Origin of the sequence: Salegentibacter echinorum (assembly GCF_900129445.1) — a bacterium.
In the GTDB taxonomy this organism is placed as follows: Bacteria; Bacteroidota; Bacteroidia; order Flavobacteriales; family Flavobacteriaceae; genus Salegentibacter; species Salegentibacter echinorum.
This window is the reverse complement of sequence record NZ_FQVT01000002.1, coordinates 45,441-68,099: the sequence shown is the minus strand read 5'-3', so window position 1 is coordinate 68,099 and position 22,659 is coordinate 45,441. Positions and strand designations below refer to the sequence as shown.

The window sequence follows — 22,659 nt, the reverse complement described above, 5'->3', positions numbered from 1 at the left end:
TGAAAAAGTAACGCTCAAAGTACTATTTATGTCGTTTTTAGTTATTTTGATATTTTTGGCTCTTTTAAAATATCAAATCCGTACTTTTGTAGCAAGTATAGCCTATTTAGAGCTAACTGTTTAGAACAGTTCTAAATAAAGACAAAACTAAAAAGATGCATTTAGAAGATAAAAATAACGCTGTAGGTTTTAGTGAAAAAGTGGAAATTGAAGAAGGTTTTTACCTTTTTAAATTTCAAAATGATACTTCAGAGGTAAAGAATATTGTTAGGAATATAGATAGTAGTTTTATTCAATTTCATTTTAATGTGAAAGGGAAAAGCAAGTTTCTTTTTAATGATGGTAAATATGAGTTACCGCTGGAAGAGGAGAAATCCTTATTACTTTATAACCCACAGCAAGACCTGCCCTTAAACCTTGTGATAGAACCAAATTCATGGTTAATTTCATTATTAATCTCCATTAAAAAATTTCATTCATTATTTTCAGAAGAGGCCGGCTATATTACTTTTTTAAGTTCAGAAAATAAGGATAAAAAATATTATAAAGATACGCCTATTTCACCATCTATGGCGATTGTTCTAAACCAAGTAATGAACCTAAGTCTTACCCAAAGTATAAGAAACCTGTACTTCAAAGCTAAGTCTTATGAGTTGTTAAGCTTGTATTTTAACCGCACCGAAGATCCAGATGTAGAGCAATGTCCCTTTTTAATCGATGAAGAAAATATTAATAAAATTAGAAAGGCGAAAGATATTGTAATTGCGCGTATGGCCGAGCCTCCCTCACTCCAGGAACTTTCCACAGAAATTGGACTTAGTCTTAAAAAACTGAAAGAAGGTTTTAAACAAATTTATGGAGATTCGGTTTATAGCTTTCTATTTGATTATAAAATGGAATATGCCAGAAAGTTACTGGATAGCAATGAGTATAATGTAAACGAAGTAGGTTTAAAGGTGGGCTACAGTACCTCCAGCCATTTTATTGCAGCTTTTAAAAAGAAATTTGGGACTACCCCAAAAAAATACGTTATGTCTTTAACATCTAACGCTTAAATATATGTTACGAATTATTTTCTTCTTTTTTACACTTGTTTTATTTACAGGGAACCCCTATGTATTTGCACAAAAACAGGAGCAAGAGAAGAAAGATGAGGTCTTGTTATTTTATAAAACTGAAGGTTACTGGCATCGCTCGATACCTACTGGCCTGGGTTTGATTAAAGACTTTGCCGAAGATTATGATTTTGAACTGGCCACAACGAACAAAGCAGACGATTTTTTAGAAGAAGACCTGGAAAAATATCACTTAATCGTTTTTCTCAATACCTCGGGAAATGTTTTTAATGAAGAGGAACAGAAAGCTTTTAAAAATTATATTGAGAAAGGTGGAAATTTCTTCGGAATTCATGCAGCAGCAGATACCGAAATGAACTGGCCGTGGTATGGAGATTTGGTAGGTGGGGTTTTTAAAGATCACCCTAAAATTCAGAAGGCGCGTATAAAAGTGAATAAACCACAACATCCTACAGTAAAACTTTTACCAAAAATTTGGACAAGAACAGATGAATGGTATAATTATAAAAATCTGGATGCAGAGAATGAGGTTTTACTGGTATTAGATGAAGACTCTTACGAGGGCGGAACCAACGGAGCAAAACATCCCATTGCGTGGTATAAAGAAACTGGTTTTGGCGGAGTGTCAATTTACACCGGTGGCGGACATACCATTAAGTCTTATTTAGAACCAAAATTTAAAGAACATATTTTGCAATGTATTTTGTTTGGCTTAAATAGGTCTGAATAAGTTTGTTAACTTGTGAAAACAACAATAGCTAATGGAAGATTGATAATTATTTAATCTATAGTAGTGATTCTGCTTAAAAAAACATTCAATATTTAAATAATGTTATTTTTGAAACAAAAAATTGGTATTAGTTTATCACAATATTTTTATTGTGAAAGTATTTAGAATCTGCGGTTAGTCACGCAGCATTTCCTGTGAAAGAAGTAATAAAATATATCTCACTTATTGAGAGAAAAAGAGAAAATTATGAGTAAAGGAGTTTTAATGGTCAATTTGGGTTCTCCAAAAAGCACCGATCCTAAAGATGTAAAAGAATATCTGGACGAATTTTTAATGGATGAGCGGGTAATTGATGTGCCTTATTGGGCTCGAACGCTTTTGGTTAGAGGGATTATTTTAAATACCCGTCCTAAAAAATCTGCTGCTGCTTACGAAAAAATATGGTGGGAGGAAGGTTCGCCGCTCATTGTATTATCAGAGCGACTTCAGGATAAAATAGATGAACAAACCTCTGTTCCTATTGCCCTGGCGATGCGCTATGGGGAACCCAGTATTAAATCGGGGCTTCAGGAATTACATGAAAAGGGAGTAGATGAGGTTTTGCTTTTTCCATTGTATCCCCAGTTTGCCATGGCTACTACCGAAACAATTTTGGTTTTAGCTGAAGAACTTCGGAAAGAAAACTATCCTAATATGCAATTTACAACGGTGCCGGCATTTTATAATCATTCAGATTACATTAGGGTACTGGCTGAAAGTATTGCAGAAAAATTGAAAGGAGTAGATTTTCAACATCTATTGTTTTCCTATCACGGCGTGCCCAAAAGGCATATTAGGAAAAGTGATATTACCAATTCCCATTGTAAAATAGATGGGAGCTGTTGCCAAACGCCCTCGGCAGCGCATCAATATTGCTACCGCCACCAATGTTATGAAACCACCAGGCTTGTTGCTGAGTATTTAGAGCTAAAAGAAAATTCATATAGTGTTTCCTTCCAATCACGATTAGGTTTCGATCCGTGGTTACAACCTTACACAGATAGGACGATAGAGAGATTTGGAAAAGAAGGCATGAAAAAACTTGCGGTCGTAACACCTGCTTTTGTATCAGACTGTCTCGAAACCCTGGAAGAAATTGCTATGGAGGGAGAAGAGATCTTCCACGAAGTTGGTGGGGAAGAATTAACTGTAGTGCCCTGTCTTAACGATAGGGAAGATTGGGTGAAAGTGCTTTCCAGGTGGATTGATGAATGGGCACACCAGAAGCCGGTTGAAGCATAATGGTCACCAAAAACTCCCGTAATTTGGGAGAAAAGTCTATAGGGAAATTATTAATACAGCAGGCGGCACCGGCATCTATAGGGATTCTGGTGATGTCGCTTAATATTCTTATAGACACAATATTTGTAGGAAACTGGATTGGCTCTACCGCCATTGCCGCAATAAATGTGGTTTTACCGGTTTCCTTTTTTATTGCTGCTTTGGGAATGGCCATTGGGATTGGAGGGTCTTCCATTATTTCCCGGGCATTGGGTTCCAATAACGCACAAAAAGCCCTAAAAACCTTTGGCAATCAAATCACCCTAACTTTAATACTTACCATTAGCCTGGTAATTGTAGGACTGTTTTTCGTAGATTCCTTAATTCCTACGTTTGGTGGTAAGGGAGAAATTTTTGATCCCGCGAAGGTATATTATAAAATTGTACTTTACGGAGTGCCGTTTTTGGCGCTGTGTATGATGGGGAATACGGTGATTAGGGCTGAAGGAAAACCTAAATTCGCCATGATCGCGATGATTATTCCTTCGGTAGGGAATTTGGTGTTAGATTATATTTTAATTAATCAAATGAATTTTGGAATGGCAGGAGCAGCCTGGGCTACCACAGCTTCTTATCTTTGTTGCTTTGGCTACATTTTTTGGTTTTTCCTTTCTAAAAATTCAGAATTAAAAATTAGTCTGCCACATTTTGGACTGGATAAAGCAATTTTAAAGGAGATAAGCTCCCTGGGATTTGTTACCCTGGCAAGACAGGCGGTGGTGAGTGTTATTTACCTACTTATGAACAATATTTTGTTCGATTTGGGAGGAGAAGACGCCGTTGCAATCTATGCTATTATTGGTCGTATGTTAATGTTTGCCTTATTTCCTGTTTTGGGGGTTACACAAGGGTTTCTACCTATCGCCGGATTTAACTATGGCGCCCAAAAATTTGATAGGGTGCGTAAAACGGTGCGAACCGCTATTTTATATGCTTGCGGATTAGGCCTTCTGGTTTTTGGTGGAATAATGATTTTTGCTGAAGAAATTGTCAAAATTTTCACGCAGAATCCACAAATAGTTGCGGGTACTCCAGATGCTATGCGTTGGGTTTTTGCGGCCACGCCAATAGTCGCGATTCAACTTATTGGTGCCGCCTACTTCCAGGCGGTAGGAAAAGCGACACCGGCATTATTGCTAACACTTTCCAGACAGGGCTTCTTTTTTATTCCGCTAATCCTCATTTTACCAAATTATTTTGGCGCTCTCGGGGTCTGGCTGTCTTTTCCCATCGCAGATTTACTTTCAACGCTGGTTACCGCGTTTTTTCTGAATAGAGAGATTAAGGTAAAACTTAATCCGGCAGGCAGTTAATAATCCTTCCGAAGCAAATCTTACAGTGTTAAAATCTTAATTATTAAGCAAAACTGATAAATCCCTATCTTTGTTAAATAGGGATTTTTAAAAACTGCAGTTATGGATGTTGATGGATTAAAAATAGAACTTTTAAAAAAGATTATAGCCTGTAAAGATGAGGCGGTTTTAAAAAAAATCGAAGCTTTACTAGAAGAAAAGCAAATAGAAGCCAGGGAGCCGGGCGAAAGTTATAATTTTGAAAAAGAGAGTGCGCTTTCTAAAGAACAGTTGGAAGAGATCGAAAAAAGGAGCCGGGAATATGCTAACGGAGAGCTAAAGACGGAATCCTTAGAAACCTTTAATCAAAAAATTTTTGAAAAATATGGGTTTTAAACTAGAAATTAGTGTAAAAGCCCGTCTTGATGTTCAAGATGCTGTAAATTGGTATAATGCTCAAGTTCCAAATTTGGGAAGAAAATTTACAAATGATTTTCGAGCTGTTTTGCGGTATATCCAAAAAGTGCCATTCTCGTTTAGAAAATTAAATGCATCTAAACGGGAGGCTCCATTAAAGATCTTTCCTTACTTAATAATATATGAAATTAGAGGAAGTAAAATAATTGTATTGGGTGTTTTTGGGTGTTTTTAACACCCATCAAAATCCCACTACAAAACCCTAATTTTTCAGCTGTATCTCAGGGAAATTTAATCCGGCAGGCAGTTAATAATCCTTCCGAAGCAAATTTCATCGTATTAAAATCTCGATTATCGAGTAAAACTGATAATTCCCTATCTTTGTTAGACAGGATTTTTAAAAACTGCAGTTATGGATGTTGATGGATTAAAAATAGAACTTTTGCAAAAGATAATTGCCTGTAAGGATGAAGCGGTTTTAAAAAAAATCGAAGATTTATTGCAAAATATAAAGATTGAGGTAAATGAGCCGAATGAAGAGTATGAAGTAGAGAAGCATAAAAGTTTACTTTCAGAAGAACAACTCAAAGAATTGGAACGTCGCTCTAAGGCTTACGAAAGTGGTGAAGAGAAAGCGATACCCTGGGAAGAGGTAAAAAAGGATATTGAAGAAAAATATGGATTATAGTATCAAAATATATCCTTCGGCCCGAACCGATTTAAATAATGCGATTAACTATTACAAAAATAAACAGTTTGGTCTCGAAAAGCGTTTCCTAAGTGATTTTGAAAAATTATTAAATAGAATTCAATCGAACCCATATATTTTCCGGCTTGAAAATAAGTATAGGAATGCTCTTCTCGATATTTTTCCATACCTGGTAATTTTTGAAATAAATGATCAGGAAATTATTATCTTGGCTGTTTTCAACACCCATCAAAACCCAAATAAAAAGCCCTAATTTCTAATATATTTTAGTGAAACTTAAACCGATAGGCACTGCATAACCCTTCCGAAGCAAATCTTACAGCATTAAACCTTAATTTCCAGGTAAAACTGATAATTCGCTATCTTTGTTAAAAAGGACTTTCAAAAACTGCAGTTATGGATGTTAATGGATTGAAAATAGAACTTTTAAAAAAGATTATTGCTTGTAAGGATGAAGCGGTTTTAAAAGAAATCGAAGTTTTATTGCAAGAACAGCAAAAAGAAGCCTTGGAACCGGATGAAAGTTATAAGCTAAAAAGTTCTGAAGCTGCGGTGCCAGAACATGTTTATGCTGAGTTAGAGGAGGAATTTAAAGCGATTGAAGAAGGAAATATAGAAACGCAATCCTGGGATAAGGTTAATCGTGAATTACGCGATAAGTATGGATTTTGAGATAATAATTTCCCCTCGCGCGAGCTTTGAAATTGATAAAGCCCTTAGTTGGTATTCCGCTAAAGAAACGCATTTAGGACTTGAGCTTTTAGACGAAATTAATACTGAATTTAAACTTTTGAGCTCCAATCCTTTCCTGTTTCCAGAAACTAAAAAAAAATATAGAGAGGTTCCGTTAAGAAGATTTCCTTATATTATTATCTATAGAATCTTCAGAAACGATATCTTAATTCAGAGTGTTTTCAATACCCATCAAAATCCCATTAAAAAACCATAATTCGTGATAGAATATTACCAGTATATAAAAGCTTTACATTTAATTTTTGTCATCACCTGGTTCGCGGGGCTTTTCTATATCCCACGACTTTTTATTTATCATATTGAGGCCACAAAAAAGCCAGAACCAGAAAATGAAATTTTAAGCACCCAGTTAAAACTAATGACCAAAAGACTGTGGACTATTATTACCTGGCCATCGGCTATTCTTGCCAGTTTATTTGCGTTTTTAATGCTTTATTTATCACCGGGTTGGCTCTCGCAAGGCTGGATGCACGTGAAATTGGGATTTGTGTTACTTTTGTATGCTTATCACATAAAAAATCATTTTATTTTTAAAGATTTACAGAACGATATTGTAAAATGGAGTTCCAATAAAATGCGCCTGTGGAACGAGGTTTCTACCCTAATCCTTTTTGCAGTAATCTTCTTGGTGATTTTACGAGATTCCTTCAATTGGATTTATGGCGTTATTGGTATTTTTCTACTGGCCGGGATGCTTATGCTTGGCGTTAAGGTCTATAAACGAATTCGAGCCAGGAATCCTAATGCTTAATGGGAACTGGTGCGATATTTGCTTAAATTGTTTGCAATGAAGCTTTCAAAACTTTCCTTACGCACCCGTATTTTTATTTCCATGATCCTCTTGGTCTTTGGAGCTTCAATCTTAATTGTGGGAATTACTGTTTTTCAGTACAAACACGAGGCGGAAAATTATCACCGGGAACGTTTAGAGCGCAAGGAGCAGGCAATTAGAGAGAATATTAAATTTGTTTTGGCCAGCACTACCTACCTGGTAAATACCGAAAATATAGATAAAATCTTTAGAGAAAGGAACCGCATTCACGAGATGGCCCAGGTTCATGAAATGCAAATTAATATTTATGGACTGGATGGTCGCCTGCTATTGAAATCTGATCCCTCATTCTTTAGGGATACCACCAATTCTTTTTTAGATAAAAATATTCTCAAAAAGCTGGAACGTTCTTCCAAAAAACGTGTCATTGAGAAGAAGGAAGTGAACGATCAAAAGTTCCAGTCTTCTTACACCTATATTACCGACGGAAAATTTAAGCCTTTGGCAATCCTTTATTTGCCCTATCTGCAAGATGATAGTGTGTTAAACCGCGACCTCAATAATTTTTTGATGCGCATGGGCGAGGTGTATTTATTTATGCTGGTTATCGCTATATTTCTCTCCTATTTTCTCTCTAAGTACATCACGAAATCCCTTAAAATTATTTCTGAAAAAATTACCGAAACCCGGTTGGATAAACGGAACCAGAAGATCCAGATAACCAATGCTTCCGAAGAAATTTACACCCTGGTGGCGGCTTACAATAGTATGATAGACGAACTGGAGGAAAGTGCCGTGCAACTCGCCGCCGGGGAGCGGGAACAGGCCTGGCGTGAGATGGCAAAACAGGTAGCGCATGAGATTAAAAACCCATTAACCCCAATGCGTTTAAGCGTACAAAGTTTTGAACGCAATTTTGATAAAAATGATCCCGAAATTGAGCAAAAAGTGGCAGAATATGCCAGCATTCTTATTAATCAAATTGATACCATGAGCTCTATAGCTGCTGCTTTTTCGAACTTTGCAAAAATGCCCGCGCAACAAAGTGAACTGCTTAATGTACCCAAAATAGTAAAACTGGCGCTGGATATTTTTAATGAAGATTACATTCAGTTTAGTAGCGAAAAAGAAGAAATACTGGCCAAGTTTGATCGCACCCAGCTTATAAGGGTAATTACCAATTTGGTAAAAAACGCTATTCAGGCTATGGAAAATCAGGATAATCCGAGGATTATGGTAAGCATTCACGAAGAAGAAACCTACGTTTGCGTGATTATTTCAGATAATGGTTCGGGGATTTCCGAAGAAAATATAGCTAAGGTGTTTGAGCCTAAATTTACAACAAAAAATAGTGGCATGGGGCTTGGGCTGGGAATGGTAAAGAATATTGTAGAAACTTATAATGGAAATATTACCTTTACGTCAAAGCGGGGAAAAGGCACTACCTTTAAGCTGCGTTTTCCGAAATAACAGAACAATAATTAAAAAAAATATAGAATGGAATTTGAAAATATTTTAACCGAAAATAATGATGGAATATTGCAAATCACAATAGATCGTCCTAAAAAATTAAATGCTTTAAACCGGGACACTATAGAAGAGTTGCACCAGGCATTTGCCGAGGCTAAAGAAGATGAAGCGGTAAAGGTTGTGATTCTTACGGGAAGTGGCGAAAAAGCCTTTGTGGCCGGTGCAGATATAAGTGAATTTTCAGAATTTTCTGCGCAAGAGGGCAGGGAATTGGCTGCTGAAGGTCAGGCGAAGTTGTTCGATTTTGTTGCCCACTTTCCAAAGCCGGTGATAGCAGCAATTAATGGATTTGCACTTGGTGGCGGTCTTGAATTAGCAATGGCAACCCATTTTAGAGTGGCCAGCGATAACGCGAAAATGGGTCTCCCCGAGACGTCTTTGGGCTTAATCCCTGGATATGGAGGTACACAGCGTTTACCAGAATTAGTAGGAAAAGGTCGCGCTATGGAAATGATTCTTACCGCGGGAATGATAGACGCCAACCAGGCTTTACAGTACAACCTGGTTAATCACGTGTGTGAACAGGAAGAATTAATAGATTTTGCTGAAGATTTTGCAGGAAAAATCATGAAAAACTCCCCGGTTGCGGTTACCGCTGCTATTAGGGCGATTAACGCAAATTTTGAAGCTGGGGTTAATGGCTTTGAAGTTGAAAAAGATGAATTTGGAAATTCTTTTTCGACCCAGGATTTCAAAGAAGGAACTTCAGCATTTTTAAACAAACGCAAAGCCGATTTTCCGGGGAAGTAAATCAAACCTATCAAGTTTGTTTCTGAAAAAAATCTGTCATCAATTGAACTAATCCAATACTATGAAAAGATATCTATTATTAATATTCCTTTGCACTTTTACGGTAAGTGCCCAGGAAAAGGTTAAACCTGTTTTTGAGAACGGGGAAGCACAAATTGTTCCTGCATTTAATAACCCCGACGATTGGATTCGCGAAGATCTATGGGTGGAAACTACTTTTGATACCGATGGCGATGGCATGCCAGACAGGATGCACGTAGCTGTAACCAGGCCCAAACAAACCGAAACCGAAGATTTAAAACTTCCTGTAGTTTATGAGTCCAGTCCGTACTTTGCAGGGGTTGCCCCAAATGTAGAAGGTGCTTTTCACGATGTACACCACGAATTGGGAGAACAGGGAAAAGGAATTGTGCATCCATCGGTGACCAGGGTAGGGGAGCGACCAATTATTTCCAATTCAAAAATAAATACATGGGTGCCACGCGGGTATATTGTTGTTCATTCTTCATCGCCGGGAACAGGACTTTCACAAGGCTCGCCAACTGTGGGAGGAGATAACGAGTCTCTCGCACCCAAAGCCGTGATAGATTGGCTTAACGGCCGGGCAAAAGGCTACAAAACTCCTTACGGTGACGAAGAGGTAGAGGCTTATTGGACCACCGGAAAAGTGGGAATGACAGGAACTTCCTATAATGGAACGCTTCCGCTGGCAGCCGCCACAACAGGCGTTGAAGGTCTGGAAGCTATTATTCCTGTTGCACCAAATACCTCCTATTATCACTATTATCGCTCCAACGGGTTGGTGCGTTCGCCGGGTGGTTATTTAGGGGAAGATGTAGATGTATTGTACAATTTTATTCATAGTGGAGATGAGTCCAAACGCGCTTATGCCGATTCTTTGTACCGTGATATCGAGATAAGTCAGGGTATAGACAGACAAACCGGCGATTATAATGAATTTTGGGCCGGTCGGGATTATTTGAACGATATGGAGCCTATGCAGGCAGCCTTGTTTATGTCGCACGGATTTAACGATTGGAATGTAATGCCAGAGCATAGTTACCGTATTTATAAAGCTGCGGAAGAAAAAGGCCTGCCCGTAAAGATTTATTATCATCAATACGGTCACGGCGGTCCGCCACCGGTTTCCATGATGAATAAGTGGTTCACCAAATATCTCTTCGGAATAGATAATGACATTGAAAAGGGGCCAAAAGCTTATATTGTGCGAGAAGATGACGATCCCCAAAATCCGACAGCCTATGCAAATTATCCAAACCCTGATGCAGAGGATGTTACCTTATACTTACAAAAAGACGGCTTGAAAAAAGGAAAACTTAGCGTCAAAAAGCCTAAAAATCAGGGGAAGCAGACTTTTATAGATGACCGAAGTTTTTCGGCAGATTCCCTGGCCCAGCTGGATAGCTCTCCACATCGTTTGTTGTTTGCAACACCTATATTAAAAGAAGATTTGCATCTTTCGGGGCTTTCAACTTTAAAAATTAAACTAGCAAGTAGTAAACCGGCGGCAAACCTTTCGGTATGGATGGTTTCCCTGCCCTGGAATTCCAATAAAAATGCCAAGATAACCGATAATATTATCACAAGAGGTTGGGCAGATCCGCAGAATTATAAATCCTTAACTGAAAGTGAACCCCTAGAGCCGGGTAAATTCTATGAGTTATCTTTCGATTTAAATCCGGACGACCAGGTGATACCAGCCGGGCAACAAATTGCACTGATGATTTTTTCCAGTGATAATAAATTTACGCTGTTGCCCGAGCCCGGCACCGAACTCACCATAGACCTTGATGAAACTCATATCGAAATTCCTGTGGTTGGTGGAAAGGAAGAAATGGAAAAAGCTTTGAAATAAATCACTATTGTCCGGTTAAAGAACCAAGATCGCTCCGCTGCAAGAAAAAAGAGACAAGACTCAACTATAACAAAATGAAAACCTTTATTTTTCAGAAATAACATCGCTCAACTAACTCTTTTTTTAATGGTTTCAAATAGCAAGGGAGTAATTATGAAATCGCTTTCAAACCCTGCTATAAAAGAAAGTTTGCTATTTATTTTTGTTTTAACCAGACATCTATAAAAATAAACAGGATAAAATCCTAAAATTAGGAAAAGATCCACTAAATAAATTAACTTTGAGGTTGCAACACATCTCAAAGTTTTTTTATGTCCAATGCTAAAAATCACATAAAAGGTCGAGGCGCTCAAAAAAAGGTGCACAATCGTTTTTTTGAACATAGTCACGAGCTTAGGGACGATTTTCTTAACTATTGTGCTTCGGAAGGAGAGGAAGCACAAAGTTCCAAAACATCGCTTATAGATACTTTCCCTAAAACCATCGTAAATAAGGTAAATAGTCCCGATGTGGGAATGAATTATTCTTTAAACCCCTACCAGGGATGCGAGCACGGCTGTATTTATTGCTATGCCAGGAATTCCCATGAGTATTGGGGCTATGGTGCCGGGCTTGATTTTGAACAGAAAATCCTGGTAAAAAGAAATGCGGTAGAACTTCTGGAAAAGAAGTTAAGCAGTGCGCGATGGGAAGCCAGCCCTATTGTGCTTTCCGGAAATACAGATTGCTACCAGCCCATAGAGAAAAAGTTGAAAATCACTCGAAAACTTCTTCAAACTTTTTTAAAATACAGGCATCGGGTGGGAATCATTACTAAAAATGCACTGGTGCAGCGCGACCTTGATATCTTACGGGAGCTGGCACAGGACAATTTAGTGCATGTAAATCTTTCGGTCACCTCTTTATCAGAAGAAACCCGACGGATTTTAGAACCCAGAACGGCCAGCATTAAAAAGCGACTGGAAACTATAGAAAAGCTTTCTGAAGCAAATATTCCGGTAAGTGTTATGATGGCACCAATAATCCCATCGATTAATTCCCACGAAATTATGCCTTTGGTTAAAGAAGTTTCAGAACGGGGCGCTTTAGGTGTGGGTTATACCATAGTGCGATTAAACGGCGCGATAGGTGGGATTTTCAGAGATTGGATTAAAAAAACAATGCCAGACAGGGCAGATAAGGTGTTGCATCAAATAGAAAGTCTGCACGGCGGAAGTTTAAACGACAGCCGATTTGGCACTCGAATGAAAGGCGAGGGGGAATTTGCAAGTCAGGTAGCGCAACAATTTAAAATTGCCAAAGCAAAATATTTAAAAGGAAGGGAACGCACAGTGCTTAATTGCGATTTGCACGAAGAATTTAAAAATGGACAGATGAAACTTTTCTAAATTCAAAGTACAAGATTCAAAGTTCAAGGTAATTAGGTTTATAGAAGAACCTTAGTGATTTCTTCAGAAGTAATAGCAGAAACAAAAGCCCGATATTAATTGAAATATATTATTTATTCATAGTTTTTTAACTGAAACATTGATAATTTTAACCCATAATCACAAATCGCCATCTCCTTCGTCCTCACGATGATGATAGAAGACTAAAAAGTCAAACCGAAAAATTAAAAAACATGCCAGAACTACCCGAAGTTGCTTATCAAAAGAAATATGCCGACGCTACGATCTTGCATAAAAAGATTATAAAGGTGGAGACCGGAGATAAAAAAATATTTCAGTCTCCAAAAACGCAGTTTGAAGATAGCTTGTTAGACAACGAGTTTGAAGCCTCGGAGCGATTGGGAAAATATTTATTTCTGAAATTAGCTAAAAATGGCGGTTTGGTGCTGCATTTTGGAATGACCGGTAAGTTAGAATTCTACCAGCACGAGGAAACGCCAAAGTATGCCCAACTTACCTTGACATTTCAGGACCATTCCAGGGTTTCTTTTACCTGTCCGCGGAAGTTTGCAAAATTGTACCTGGCAGAAAACCTGACTCAATTTAAAAAAGAACATCAAATTGGTACAGATGCTCTTGTGCTAAAAGAGGATGAGTTTTTGAATATTTTAGAGAGTAAAAAGGGCAGCATCAAAGGCTTGCTGATGAATCAAAAACTCATAGCCGGCATTGGGAACTTATATGCCGATGAGGTTTTGTATCAGTGTAAAGTTCATCCTAATACTAAGGTAAATAACTTAACTGAAAAGAAGAAATCCTGCATTTATAAAGAGATCGAGAAGGTTTTGGAGACCGTAAAGGAAGCGCGAATTGAAGGTGAAAAATTACCAAAAACCTATTTAACCCCGGTGCGGGAAAAAGATGCCGAATGTCCCCGGAAGAATGGAAAGATTCAACAAACCAAAGTGATTGGCAGAACTACTTATTTTTGTCCGGACTGTCAGAAATTAAAGTAGTTTGAAACGCTTGTTTTTTGTAAAAGTTTGCCAGCATTGCACATTTTGATCTTGAGTATAATTACACAAAATAAACTTTAATACAGCATTGGTTGTAACGAATTATATATTTTTCAACTAATATTGGTATAAACCAAACAAATTATGAAAAAACTAATTCAATCATCAATCGTGCTGGTGGTGCTTTTGCTTACGGCTTCGGTAAAGGCGCAGAAATTAAATGGCTCTTATAGCGGCAATTTAGAGGTGCAGGGAAACACTATGGAACTTATCTTTAATATTTCTCCCGCTGGCGATAGCTACGAAGCAACACTGGATGTTCCTGCCCAGGGCGCTTCGGGAATCGAACTGGATTCGGTAATTTTGCAAGAGAAAACCGTGACCATTACTTCGGCGAAATTAAAAATGACCTATACCGGTACCTTAACTGAAAATGGAATAGACGGAACTTACAAACAAATGGGACAGGAGTACCCACTAACATTGAGAAAGATAGTGAAGAAGAAACCAGGAAATACAGATTTACCATCCAGCGAAGCTGAATTGGATAAACTCGCGGCAAAAGAAACCGGCGATTTTAAATATTCGGTAGAAGATTATTTTAAAACCCCAAAAGCATTTGCATTTCAGCTATCTCCAGATGGAAAATATATTGCTTATATGAAGCGCAGGGATTCTGGAGAGCGTGACCTATATTTAAAAGAAACCGCCACCCAAAAAGAAACGCTTTTAAAGAAACAGGAGGAAGATCTAATAAGAGGTTTTTCCTGGGCAAATAATAGCCGAATTTTATATCTTCAGGATAAAGGCGGTAACGAAAACTACCACGTATTTGGAGTGGATATTACCGGCGAAAATGACAATGAACTTACTCCTTTTGAAGGCGTTCGGGTGAATATTCTTGAGCGTTTAAAGGAAGATGAAGATCATATTATCGTTCAAATGAACAAGGATAATTTGCAGCAGGAAGAACCTTACCGACTTAACATTAATACGGGTGAAGTTACTAAATTATACACGGTACAGGAAGGCGACCCGCCGGTAGCTGGTTATGACTTTGACCGCAAAGGAAACCTACGCGCCATAAGCCGAATTGTAGATGGTGTAAACACCGAATTGCTTTATAATATTGATGGCGAGTTTAAGCGCGTAAAACTTACCGAATTTGGAGATACTTTTGGCATTTCTTCCTTTAATCCGAATAGCGATAATCCAGATGATGCTTATGTAGTCTCCAATTTGGAAGACGACAAGATAGAGATCCAACTTTACGATCTAAAAAGGAACGAAAAGATAAAGACTGTTTTTAGTAACGACACTTTTGATGTTTCGGGACTTTCGCTTTCCAAAAAACGCAATTACGAAATTGACTATTTTTCTTATACCGGTGAAAAAACCGTAGTGGTTCCGGTGAGTGATACCTATAAAAAGATTTATAACAGACTACAGCAGGAATTTGGGGAAAAGCAATTCTTTACGGTAGGAAAAACCGATGATGAATCTAAATATATGGTGGCGGTGACCAGCGATAAAATTGTTGGGGAATACTATCTATACGATGTGGAGAAAAACGAAGTAACTTTATTATACAAGTTATTGCCCCAACTAAAAGCTGAAGATATGGCCAGTATGAAGCCTATTAGCTTTAAAAGTAGGGATGGTTTAGATCTGCACGGTTACATTACACTGCCCCATAATTATAAGGAAGGACAGCGCGTACCTTTAATTGTGAACCCGCACGGGGGGCCACAAGGTATTCGGGACCGCTGGGGCTTTAATCCCGAAGCGCAGCTTTTTGCCAGTAGGGGATACGCTACATTGCACGTTAATTTTAGAATTTCTGGAGGATACGGAAAAAAATTCCTAAAGGCCGGTTTTGGTCAAATAGGACGTAAAGCCATGGACGATGTGGAAGACGGCGTTGATTATGTTGTGGAACAGGGCTGGATAGACGAAGATCGGGTTGCTATTTATGGTGGTAGTCACGGCGGATATGCCGTATTGCGAGGGATGACCAAAACGCCAGATAAGTACGCTTGCGGAGTAGATTACGTAGGCGTAAGCAACTTAAACACCTTTATGGAAACCATTCCGCCATATTGGGAGAAATACCGCGAACTTTTATATAAAATTTGGTACAACCCGAATAATCCTGAGGAAAAAAAGATTATGGATGAAATTTCCCCGGCCTTGCAGGTGGATAAGATTAAAAATCCGTTGTTTGTGGTGCAGGGAGCAAATGATCCTCGGGTAAACATCAATGAAGCCGACCAGATTGTGAAAACACTACGTGAAAAAGGAGTAAAAGTGCCTTATATGGTGAAATATGACGAAGGCCACGGATTTGCAAAAGAAGAAAGCAGGTTAGACTTGTATAAAGCCATGATGGGCTTTTTTGCTGAACATTTAAAGGCTGAAGAAGTGAAGCCTGTAAAAGGATAAGCTTATAATAAAGTTTTGCCACGAATTCCCGGTTATTTGCAAGCCCGGAATTCGTGGCATTTTATTATGCAGAAAATTAGTGCAAATTATACACTTTTATGTATCTCTCTGCGGAATTTTTAGAGCGTAAATATTTGGAAGCAAACTTTAAGTACAATTTACAACATACACTATACGACAGTTTTTCTTCTAAGAATTTTTTACACTGCATTTATTTTTTCCCTTCCCATTCAGCATAGAATTGCTCCAGGTATTGTTCCATAAATTCGTAGCGTTTTTGTGCAATTTCTTTTCCCGTTTTTGTATTCATTCGGTCTTTTAGTAAGAGCAACTTTTCGTAGAAATGATTAATGGTGGGGGCGGTAGATGCTTTATATTCTTCTTTGCTCATTTTTAAGTTGGGTTCAATGGCAGGATCATAAAGTGCCCTGCCTTTAAACCCGCCATAATTAAAAGTGCGTGCAATTCCTATCGCACCCAGCGCATCGAGACGGTCGGCGTCCTGTACAATTTCCAATTCTATGGAATTAAAATCCTGCTGAATATTTCCGCCTTTAAAAGATACGTATTCAATGATTTTCACTACGTGGTTTATAATTTCAGTTGAAACCTGTTGTTTTTGAAGAAATTCTGAAGCAACTTTTGGCCCAATGCTTTCATCGCCATTGTGAAATTTTGAATCTGCGATATCGTGCAATAGGGCGCCCAACTCAACAATAAAGAGATCTACTTCTTCTGTTTTAGCGATTAATTTTGCGTTTTTATGCACCCGCTCAATATGAAACCAATCGTGACCACCTTCAGCATCACTTAAAGTCTTTTTTGCAAATTCTGCGGTGTTTTTTAAAATTTGAGGTTTGTTCATAGGAATAATCCTCATTGTCTCGATAATTATGCAGGGTCGAAACCTGTGAGGTTAGGAATTTAGTTATTTGATATCGGCGGTTATCGTTCGCTCTACTCTGGCAACGAGACTTTCTGGATCATCTGATGCTACGGGAATTGGTTCGTGAACTTTTAGGCTAATATGTATCCCTGGCTCTATTGGGAAATTTCCGTGTTTAAATAGTTGCCAGGAATTATTTATGGTAATTGGAACAATTAAAGCTTCTGGCATTTGTTTAAACAGCAGTTGCATTCCGCTTACAGCAAACCTTTTTGGTGCTCCGGTTCTACTGCGGGTTCCTTCAGGAAAAATAACGGCTGAACGATTTGTTTTGTTGAGGTATTTCGCAAATTTAGCCATCTTAATTAAAGATTCTCTCTTGTTTTTTCGGTCTATTAAAACCGAGCCGCCATGCCTTAGATTATAGGAGATGCTGGGAATACCGTGACCCAGTTCTTTTTTACTCACAAACTTGGGATGGTGCTTTCTTAAATGCCAAATAATTGGCGGAATATCGTACATTCCCTGATGATTGGAGACAAAAATACAGGGTTTTTCTATCGGGATATTTTGATCGTTTATTATGCTGAAACGCGTTCCCAATACATTAAGGCAGCGAAGCAGGAAAAAATTAAATATATCGACACTTTTTTTGTGGGCCTGGTAACCGCCAAATTTTAGCGATATCCATTGTATAGGATGAAAAACCAACAAGGTTAGAAAAAAGAAGAAGTAAAAGAGGACCGATAATGGGTATGAAAGAATCTTTTTCATCAAAAAAAATTAAATGGCTAAATTAAGTATTTACAGCTTTGTTTAAAAACAAAGTTTAACTTTTGAATAGAGTTTTAATCTCGAAGTGATAGCCAGGGTTTTAATTCCCCGGGGCTTTCTTCAAAATAAAATATTTTTTTCGGAAGCATACTTCGTACCCTTAGTTCAGGGTTATTGATGTTGGTTCATTATTTCTTTTTTGCATCTTGTTCCAAACAAAAAGAAATAAACCCTAAAGACTCTTCATAAATTTTGATGAGAAAGTTGGATTAAAACAAAAAAGACCGGCCAAAATAAGACGTTTCGACCGGTCATAACTTAACTAATTAAATTTTACTCGATATTCGAGATTTTGTTCGTGGACTTGCCAGGAATTTATTTACTGCCTAGCAGAACTCATTATAAGCTCCCACAAGATTTTCAGCAATCATCTCGGCTGGACGACCTTCAATATGGTGGCGTTCCAACATATGCACTAACTCTCCATCTTTAAACAAAGCCATAGAAGGGGAAGAAGGTGGGAAAGGCACCATAAAACCTCGGGCTTTGTCGGTTGCTTCCTTATCAACACCGGCGAATACAGTATATAAATTATCTGGTTTTTTGGCGTTTTGTAAAGAAATTCTAGCGCCTGGTCTCGCATTGGCAGCGGCACAACCACAAACTGAATTCACTACTACCAATGTAGTTCCTTCTTTTTTCATAGCATTTTCTACTTCTTCAACGCTGTGTAATTCTTCAAAACCTATGCTGGTAAGGTCCTCGCGCATTGGTTTTACTAAATCTGCTGGGTACATATATTATGTTTTTTCTATTAAAAATTCGATTTCCCGCAAAGATACCAAATTAACTTCAGCTCTCCATATTCCAATTAATTATGCGTGAATAGGTTAACTTGATATTATGGTTTTTCTTTGGTAGTAAGTTAATCAATAAGCATACCGATGTTATATAATGGAAGGTACGAATTCACGAATTTTCTTTATGATTGATGTAAAGTTGATTTTATACTTAAAATGCGGGTTTAGAAAACAGGAATTAAGAAGTTTAAAACTTTCGGCAAGTTGTTAGTTTTACTTTTCATAACTCAGAATTCTTACCGCTACCTTGTAAAAAAAACAAGCTCATTTTATAGAATTCGGTTAAAATTCAGTAAAATAGTATCTTTGCCGCTTATTTAAAAATTGCTTGATGTTTAAATGGATTGGAGCCGTGCTAGGCTATATGTATTTCCGGTTTGCCGGGGCTATTCTGGGATTTATAATAGGTACATTAATCGACAACTGGACTCGGGGTAGTCGGGGGGCTTTTCAACAGATGTTTAACCAGGAAGAACAAAGCGTATCTCCGGGGGATTTTGAACTTAATTTACTATCGCTTTGCTCACTTGTGATTAAAGCCGACGGCCAGGTTTCTCAAAAAGAGATGGACTACGTGCGATCCTATTTTGTGCAATCTTATGGGAAAGAACGTGCTAATGCAACCTTTAGAACATTTAACGAACTTGTTAAAGACCGGGAGATTTCGGCTTCCAGGATTTCTCAATATTTAGCTTCCAGAACCAGGTACCCCGCCCGGTTGCAAATTATTCATTTTCTCTTTGGCATTGCTCAGGCCGATGGAAAAGTAGGCGATGCCGAAGCCAGGTTAATTCAGGAAATTGCCGGGTATTTGCGTATAAGCCGAATGGATTTTGAAAGTATTAAAGCGATGTTCTTTAAATCTGCCGATAATGCTTATAAAATCCTGGAGATTGATAAATCTGCTACTGATGCCGAAGTGAAAAAAGCTTACCGAAGTATGGTTAAAAAATACCATCCAGATAAGCTGGGGCATATGGATGAAGCCTATCGCAAAGGTGCCCGTGAAAAATTCAACAAGGTGCAGGAAGCTTATGAGCAAATACAAAAGGAGAGGGGCATTTAGAATAAAGTACTCATATATTAGAAGTAAACTAGAAATAAGCAATCCTAACCTGCATTTTGCAAATTAGGATCGCTTTGAACTAAAACTAATCACGAAAAAAATCTTAGAACTTATTTAACTTTTCTCTTCTAGAATCTTTAATAATTGCGCTACACTTAAATATTGAAAATACCGCGCTCTAGCATTAAAATTATTATCCATAAAAACCATTGCCGGCAGAGAAAAAGGTTTGTTCTTTTGTCTTGCCATCAATAAAGGAATTTGGTGCACGGGATTTCGGCGATTTATTCTTTCATTGACAAATTTTTGATTTCCAAAATGAATGGTATCTGTATTTTCTACATTCATTTTCACCGCATAAAATTCTTCATTTAATTTCTTTATAATCTTAGGATCTGTAAAAACTTCTTTTTGCATTTTTAAACAGGGCGCACACCAATCTGCATAAAAGTCTATAAAAACTTTCCTTGGATGCTCTGCCAAAGAATCTGACAATTGCTCAAAATCAATCCAATTTACCGTTTCCTTTTCTTGAGAAAAGCTAGAATTAAACGGCATTAAGAATAGAGCACTCAATAGAATTAATACATGCGTTTTCATTATAAAGATTTAATTTTTAAACCGGCAAACACCGTTCTTGGTGCTCTGGGGCCATAGATGTAATCGCTATCCCTGTTTTTTCCAATATCGAAATCATCCTGATAGCTGTTGGTTATATTTTTAAGTCCGGCAAAGAACTGCAAACCAGTACTTATTTTTGGTATATCCAGGGTGTACGCTGCGCGCAAACTAAGCTCGGTAAAGGAAGGGGTTTCATAATATTCATCTACATCCTGCCCGGTTCCTTCCCCAGCGTAATGGGCAATATCCATTTTTCCCGTATAAACCAAGTTTGCACTTACATTAAAATTTTTTGTAGGCGTATAAGTTATAGTTGCATATCCATAATCGTTGGGTGTTCTTAAAAACTCCCGTTTTGCAGACAGGCCATCAATATTTTCTACAGCGTCTTCAAATTTGCTGGATTGGTAGGTGAATCCTGCTTCCAGTTCCACTAAATAATCGAAATTGGCACGAGCTTCCAGGGTTAGACCTTTAACAGTGGCACCACTTCCATTTCGTTTTTCAAAGCGTTCCCCAAATTTATCCTGGCCAAGTGGATATAGATAAAAGGCGTCGTTAAGATGGGTATGAAATCCCTCTAAAGTGAATCCGGCGATAAAATGCTCTGTTGCCCTATCATAATTAATAGAAGCAGTAAAACTATTAGAACGTTCTTCCATTAAATCCTCGGCAAGGGAAATACGTGACACACCACCACCGGCAAAAGCAATATGTAAATCTGTATCAAAGGCCTGGGGAGCGCGAAAACCAGTTCCCCAACCCACGCGAAATTGTGTGGTTTCTGCTAGTTTATAGAGTAAAGATGCCCTGGGACTAAAAATAGCATCATCTACCAAATTGTGTTTGTCTAACCTAAAACCAGCCAGGAAGTTAAGATCTTCAGTTACGTCCCAGTCATTTTGTACAAAAGTACCCAGGGTTTTTGTGGTTTGATCGGTTAAGTATTCATAGGCTTCTATTTCGTCATACACATCGTCATAAACGTATTCGGCACCTCCTGTTAATACGGTTTTTCCGCCTAGAAAATTATCAAATTTGTGATTGTATTGGGCACCGCCCTGGTGGGTAACTACTTCTGAAGTACCGTAAGGAGGGTTGGCAAAAAACTTTTGTTTTTCAGCTTCATCTTCCGGGATAATGCCAGTGTAATGATCACGGTCTGTTATTTGTCCGCCATAGTAAAAGATGAGCGAACTTTTATCTTCATTAAAATTTATCTGATAATCCAAACTTCCCATGAGTACATCGTGAGTGCGTTCTTCACTTTGTTGGGCGAGGTAAGCCGGCTTATCTACCATTTCCCCGCCATAGCGATACTCGTGCATACTGCTTAAACTCAGTTCTAATTTAGAGTTTTCTGTGGGGAGGTAAAATGCATTAACTCCAAAAGAATTGTCCTTTAATTGCGGCATTTCAGAAAAGTTATCACCGTTAGAATCGTAGGCTGATCGGTTTCTATTGCTCACAAAAAAGTTAGCACCGGCATTGTAGTCTTCACTTACCACTGTCGCATTTCCGCTAATAAGACTTTGGTCGGCATTTCCATCTATGCTTTCGTATGTATAACCAACGCTGTAATTGTTTTGTTTGGGGATTTTAGTAATCACATTTACCGTACCGCCAATTGCGCTAGAACCGTAAAGCGCCGAAACCCCACCGCGTACTACTTCTATACGTTCTATCATATTCACCGGAATTTGCTCCAAACCATATAATCCGGTTAGCGGACTAAATATTGGCCTGCCGTTTACTAAAATCTGGGAATAGCCACCCTGCAGTCCGTTCATCCTAATTTGCGTATAATTACAGGTTTGACAATCGGCTTCCACGCGAAGACCGGGCTGGAAACGCAAACCATCAGCCAAATCGGTAGCCGTTACCTGTTCCAGGGTTTCACTATTTATAAGGTTGACAATTACCGGGGAATCGGTTTTTCTTTTTTTGGTTCGGGTTCCCGTTACAACTATCTCATCCAGGGCTTCATTGTGTTCTTCCAGCTCAAAATTTACGACACTTACATTCTCATTTACAGTGACATTTTTGGTCTGGGACCTGTAACCTTGCAATTGCGCTATAAGTTTTACTTTTCCTGGAGCTACTTTTAATTTGTATTCCCCATGAACATCGGCACTTGTACCAGACGTTCCATTTTTTACAAATACACTGGCGAAAGCAACCGGCTCACCATTGGAGGTTACCTTACCCGAAATAGTCACCTTATCATCCTGTGCGGTGCCAATACTTGTAGTTAATAATAGTATGTAAAATAAATATTTCATATAATCTAACAAATGTTTAATTATTTGGTGTTTTAAATTTAGACAAATCTAATTAAATAATTTAGACAAATCTAAAATTAGGGTTTTAATTTTAAAAAT

General features: G+C 38.1%; 23 protein-coding genes. 18 read left to right on the top strand and 5 right to left on the bottom strand.

Annotated elements, in window-relative coordinates; all coding sequences use genetic code 11:
- Positions 1–155 precede the first annotated feature (155 nt).
- The 17 genes from BUA71_RS04000 to BUA71_RS03920 all read left to right on the top strand — a co-directional run bounded on the left by BUA71_RS04000 (position 156) and on the right by BUA71_RS03920 (position 16,071).
- On the top strand, positions 156–1,055 hold the full coding sequence (locus tag BUA71_RS04000) for a helix-turn-helix domain-containing protein (protein WP_072877000.1): 900 nt from the start codon (positions 156–158) through the stop codon (positions 1,053–1,055).
- Between the two features lie 4 nt (positions 1,056–1,059).
- Positions 1,060–1,806 carry a ThuA domain-containing protein gene (locus tag BUA71_RS03995; protein WP_072876998.1) on the top strand — a complete coding sequence of 249 codons (747 nt, stop codon included), beginning with the start codon at positions 1,060–1,062 and terminating at the stop codon, positions 1,804–1,806.
- A gap of 246 nt (positions 1,807–2,052) precedes the next feature.
- Positions 2,053–3,087, top strand: a complete 1,035-nt coding sequence (gene hemH / locus BUA71_RS03990) for a ferrochelatase (protein WP_072877738.1) — start codon at positions 2,053–2,055, stop codon at positions 3,085–3,087.
- The gene (locus tag BUA71_RS03985) at positions 3,087–4,439 is read left to right on the top strand and encodes an MATE family efflux transporter (protein WP_072876996.1); all 1,353 of its coding nucleotides are present in this window, start codon (positions 3,087–3,089) and stop codon (positions 4,437–4,439) included. Before hemH ends, BUA71_RS03985 begins: the two co-directional genes overlap by 1 nt.
- 102 nt (positions 4,440–4,541) lie before the next feature.
- Positions 4,542–4,814 carry a hypothetical protein gene (locus BUA71_RS03980; protein ID WP_072876994.1) on the top strand — a complete coding sequence of 91 codons (273 nt, stop codon included), beginning with the start codon at positions 4,542–4,544 and terminating at the stop codon, positions 4,812–4,814.
- Positions 4,804–5,070 carry a type II toxin-antitoxin system RelE/ParE family toxin gene (locus BUA71_RS03975; RefSeq protein ID WP_072876992.1) on the top strand — a complete coding sequence of 89 codons (267 nt, stop codon included), beginning with the start codon at positions 4,804–4,806 and terminating at the stop codon, positions 5,068–5,070. Before BUA71_RS03980 ends, BUA71_RS03975 begins: the two co-directional genes overlap by 11 nt.
- Positions 5,071–5,247: 177 nt before the next feature.
- The gene (locus tag BUA71_RS03970; RefSeq protein ID WP_072876990.1) at positions 5,248–5,523 is read left to right on the top strand and encodes an addiction module protein; all 276 of its coding nucleotides are present in this window, start codon (positions 5,248–5,250) and stop codon (positions 5,521–5,523) included.
- Complete coding sequence (locus tag BUA71_RS03965; protein ID WP_072876988.1) at positions 5,513–5,797, top strand: type II toxin-antitoxin system RelE/ParE family toxin; 285 nt, start codon at positions 5,513–5,515, stop codon at positions 5,795–5,797. The genes BUA71_RS03970 and BUA71_RS03965 overlap by 11 nt, the downstream gene beginning before the upstream one ends.
- Before the next feature lie 143 nt (positions 5,798–5,940).
- On the top strand, positions 5,941–6,216 hold the full coding sequence (locus BUA71_RS03960) for a hypothetical protein (protein ID WP_072876986.1): 276 nt from the start codon (positions 5,941–5,943) through the stop codon (positions 6,214–6,216).
- Positions 6,206–6,493 carry a type II toxin-antitoxin system RelE/ParE family toxin gene (locus BUA71_RS03955; RefSeq protein WP_072876984.1) on the top strand — a complete coding sequence of 96 codons (288 nt, stop codon included), beginning with the start codon at positions 6,206–6,208 and terminating at the stop codon, positions 6,491–6,493. The genes BUA71_RS03960 and BUA71_RS03955 overlap by 11 nt, the downstream gene beginning before the upstream one ends.
- Before the next feature lie 6 nt (positions 6,494–6,499).
- Positions 6,500–7,048 (top strand): CopD family protein, encoded by a 549-nt coding sequence (locus BUA71_RS03950; protein ID WP_072877736.1) that lies wholly within the window; start codon positions 6,500–6,502, stop codon positions 7,046–7,048.
- 36 nt (positions 7,049–7,084) lie between these two features.
- Positions 7,085–8,539 (top strand): sensor histidine kinase, encoded by a 1,455-nt coding sequence (locus BUA71_RS03945; protein ID WP_072876982.1) that lies wholly within the window; start codon positions 7,085–7,087, stop codon positions 8,537–8,539.
- A 27-nt stretch (positions 8,540–8,566) separates the two neighbouring features.
- The gene (locus tag BUA71_RS03940; protein WP_072876980.1) at positions 8,567–9,349 is read left to right on the top strand and encodes an enoyl-CoA hydratase/isomerase family protein; all 783 of its coding nucleotides are present in this window, start codon (positions 8,567–8,569) and stop codon (positions 9,347–9,349) included.
- A gap of 61 nt (positions 9,350–9,410) precedes the next feature.
- Complete coding sequence (locus BUA71_RS03935; RefSeq protein ID WP_072876978.1) at positions 9,411–11,225, top strand: Xaa-Pro dipeptidyl-peptidase; 1,815 nt, start codon at positions 9,411–9,413, stop codon at positions 11,223–11,225.
- 311 nt (positions 11,226–11,536) lie between these two features.
- Positions 11,537–12,613, top strand: a complete 1,077-nt coding sequence (locus BUA71_RS03930; protein WP_072876975.1) for a PA0069 family radical SAM protein — start codon at positions 11,537–11,539, stop codon at positions 12,611–12,613.
- Between the two features lie 233 nt (positions 12,614–12,846).
- Positions 12,847–13,629 carry a DNA-formamidopyrimidine glycosylase family protein gene (locus BUA71_RS03925; RefSeq protein WP_072876972.1) on the top strand — a complete coding sequence of 261 codons (783 nt, stop codon included), beginning with the start codon at positions 12,847–12,849 and terminating at the stop codon, positions 13,627–13,629.
- Between the two features lie 144 nt (positions 13,630–13,773).
- Positions 13,774–16,071 (top strand): S9 family peptidase, encoded by a 2,298-nt coding sequence (locus BUA71_RS03920; protein WP_072876969.1) that lies wholly within the window; start codon positions 13,774–13,776, stop codon positions 16,069–16,071.
- Between the two features lie 211 nt (positions 16,072–16,282).
- Here the strand turns inward: BUA71_RS03920 and BUA71_RS03915 are convergent, their stop codons facing one another.
- The 3 genes from BUA71_RS03915 to BUA71_RS03905 form a co-directional block, all read right to left on the bottom strand.
- Positions 16,283–16,951 carry an HD domain-containing protein gene (locus BUA71_RS03915; protein ID WP_394333523.1) on the bottom strand — a complete coding sequence of 223 codons (669 nt, stop codon included), beginning with the start codon at positions 16,949–16,951 and terminating at the stop codon, positions 16,283–16,285.
- A 48-nt stretch (positions 16,952–16,999) separates the two neighbouring features.
- The gene (locus BUA71_RS03910; protein ID WP_072876966.1) at positions 17,000–17,731 is read right to left on the bottom strand and encodes a lysophospholipid acyltransferase family protein; all 732 of its coding nucleotides are present in this window, start codon (positions 17,729–17,731) and stop codon (positions 17,000–17,002) included.
- 386 nt (positions 17,732–18,117) lie between these two features.
- Positions 18,118–18,528, bottom strand: a complete 411-nt coding sequence (locus BUA71_RS03905) for a BrxA/BrxB family bacilliredoxin (protein ID WP_072876965.1) — start codon at positions 18,526–18,528, stop codon at positions 18,118–18,120.
- Between the two features lie 394 nt (positions 18,529–18,922).
- Here BUA71_RS03905 and BUA71_RS03900 point away from each other — a divergent pair, with 394 nt between their 5' ends.
- Positions 18,923–19,657, top strand: coding sequence for a TerB family tellurite resistance protein (locus tag BUA71_RS03900; protein ID WP_072876964.1), 735 nt, complete (start codon positions 18,923–18,925; stop codon positions 19,655–19,657).
- A 114-nt stretch (positions 19,658–19,771) separates the two neighbouring features.
- Here the strand turns inward: BUA71_RS03900 and BUA71_RS03895 are convergent, their stop codons facing one another.
- Both BUA71_RS03895 and BUA71_RS03890 read right to left on the bottom strand, forming a co-directional pair.
- Complete coding sequence (locus BUA71_RS03895; RefSeq protein ID WP_072876963.1) at positions 19,772–20,257, bottom strand: thioredoxin family protein; 486 nt, start codon at positions 20,255–20,257, stop codon at positions 19,772–19,774.
- On the bottom strand, positions 20,257–22,560 hold the full coding sequence (locus tag BUA71_RS03890; protein WP_072876962.1) for a TonB-dependent receptor: 2,304 nt from the start codon (positions 22,558–22,560) through the stop codon (positions 20,257–20,259). Before BUA71_RS03890 ends, BUA71_RS03895 begins: the two co-directional genes overlap by 1 nt.
- Between the last annotated feature and the right edge of the window lie 99 nt (positions 22,561–22,659).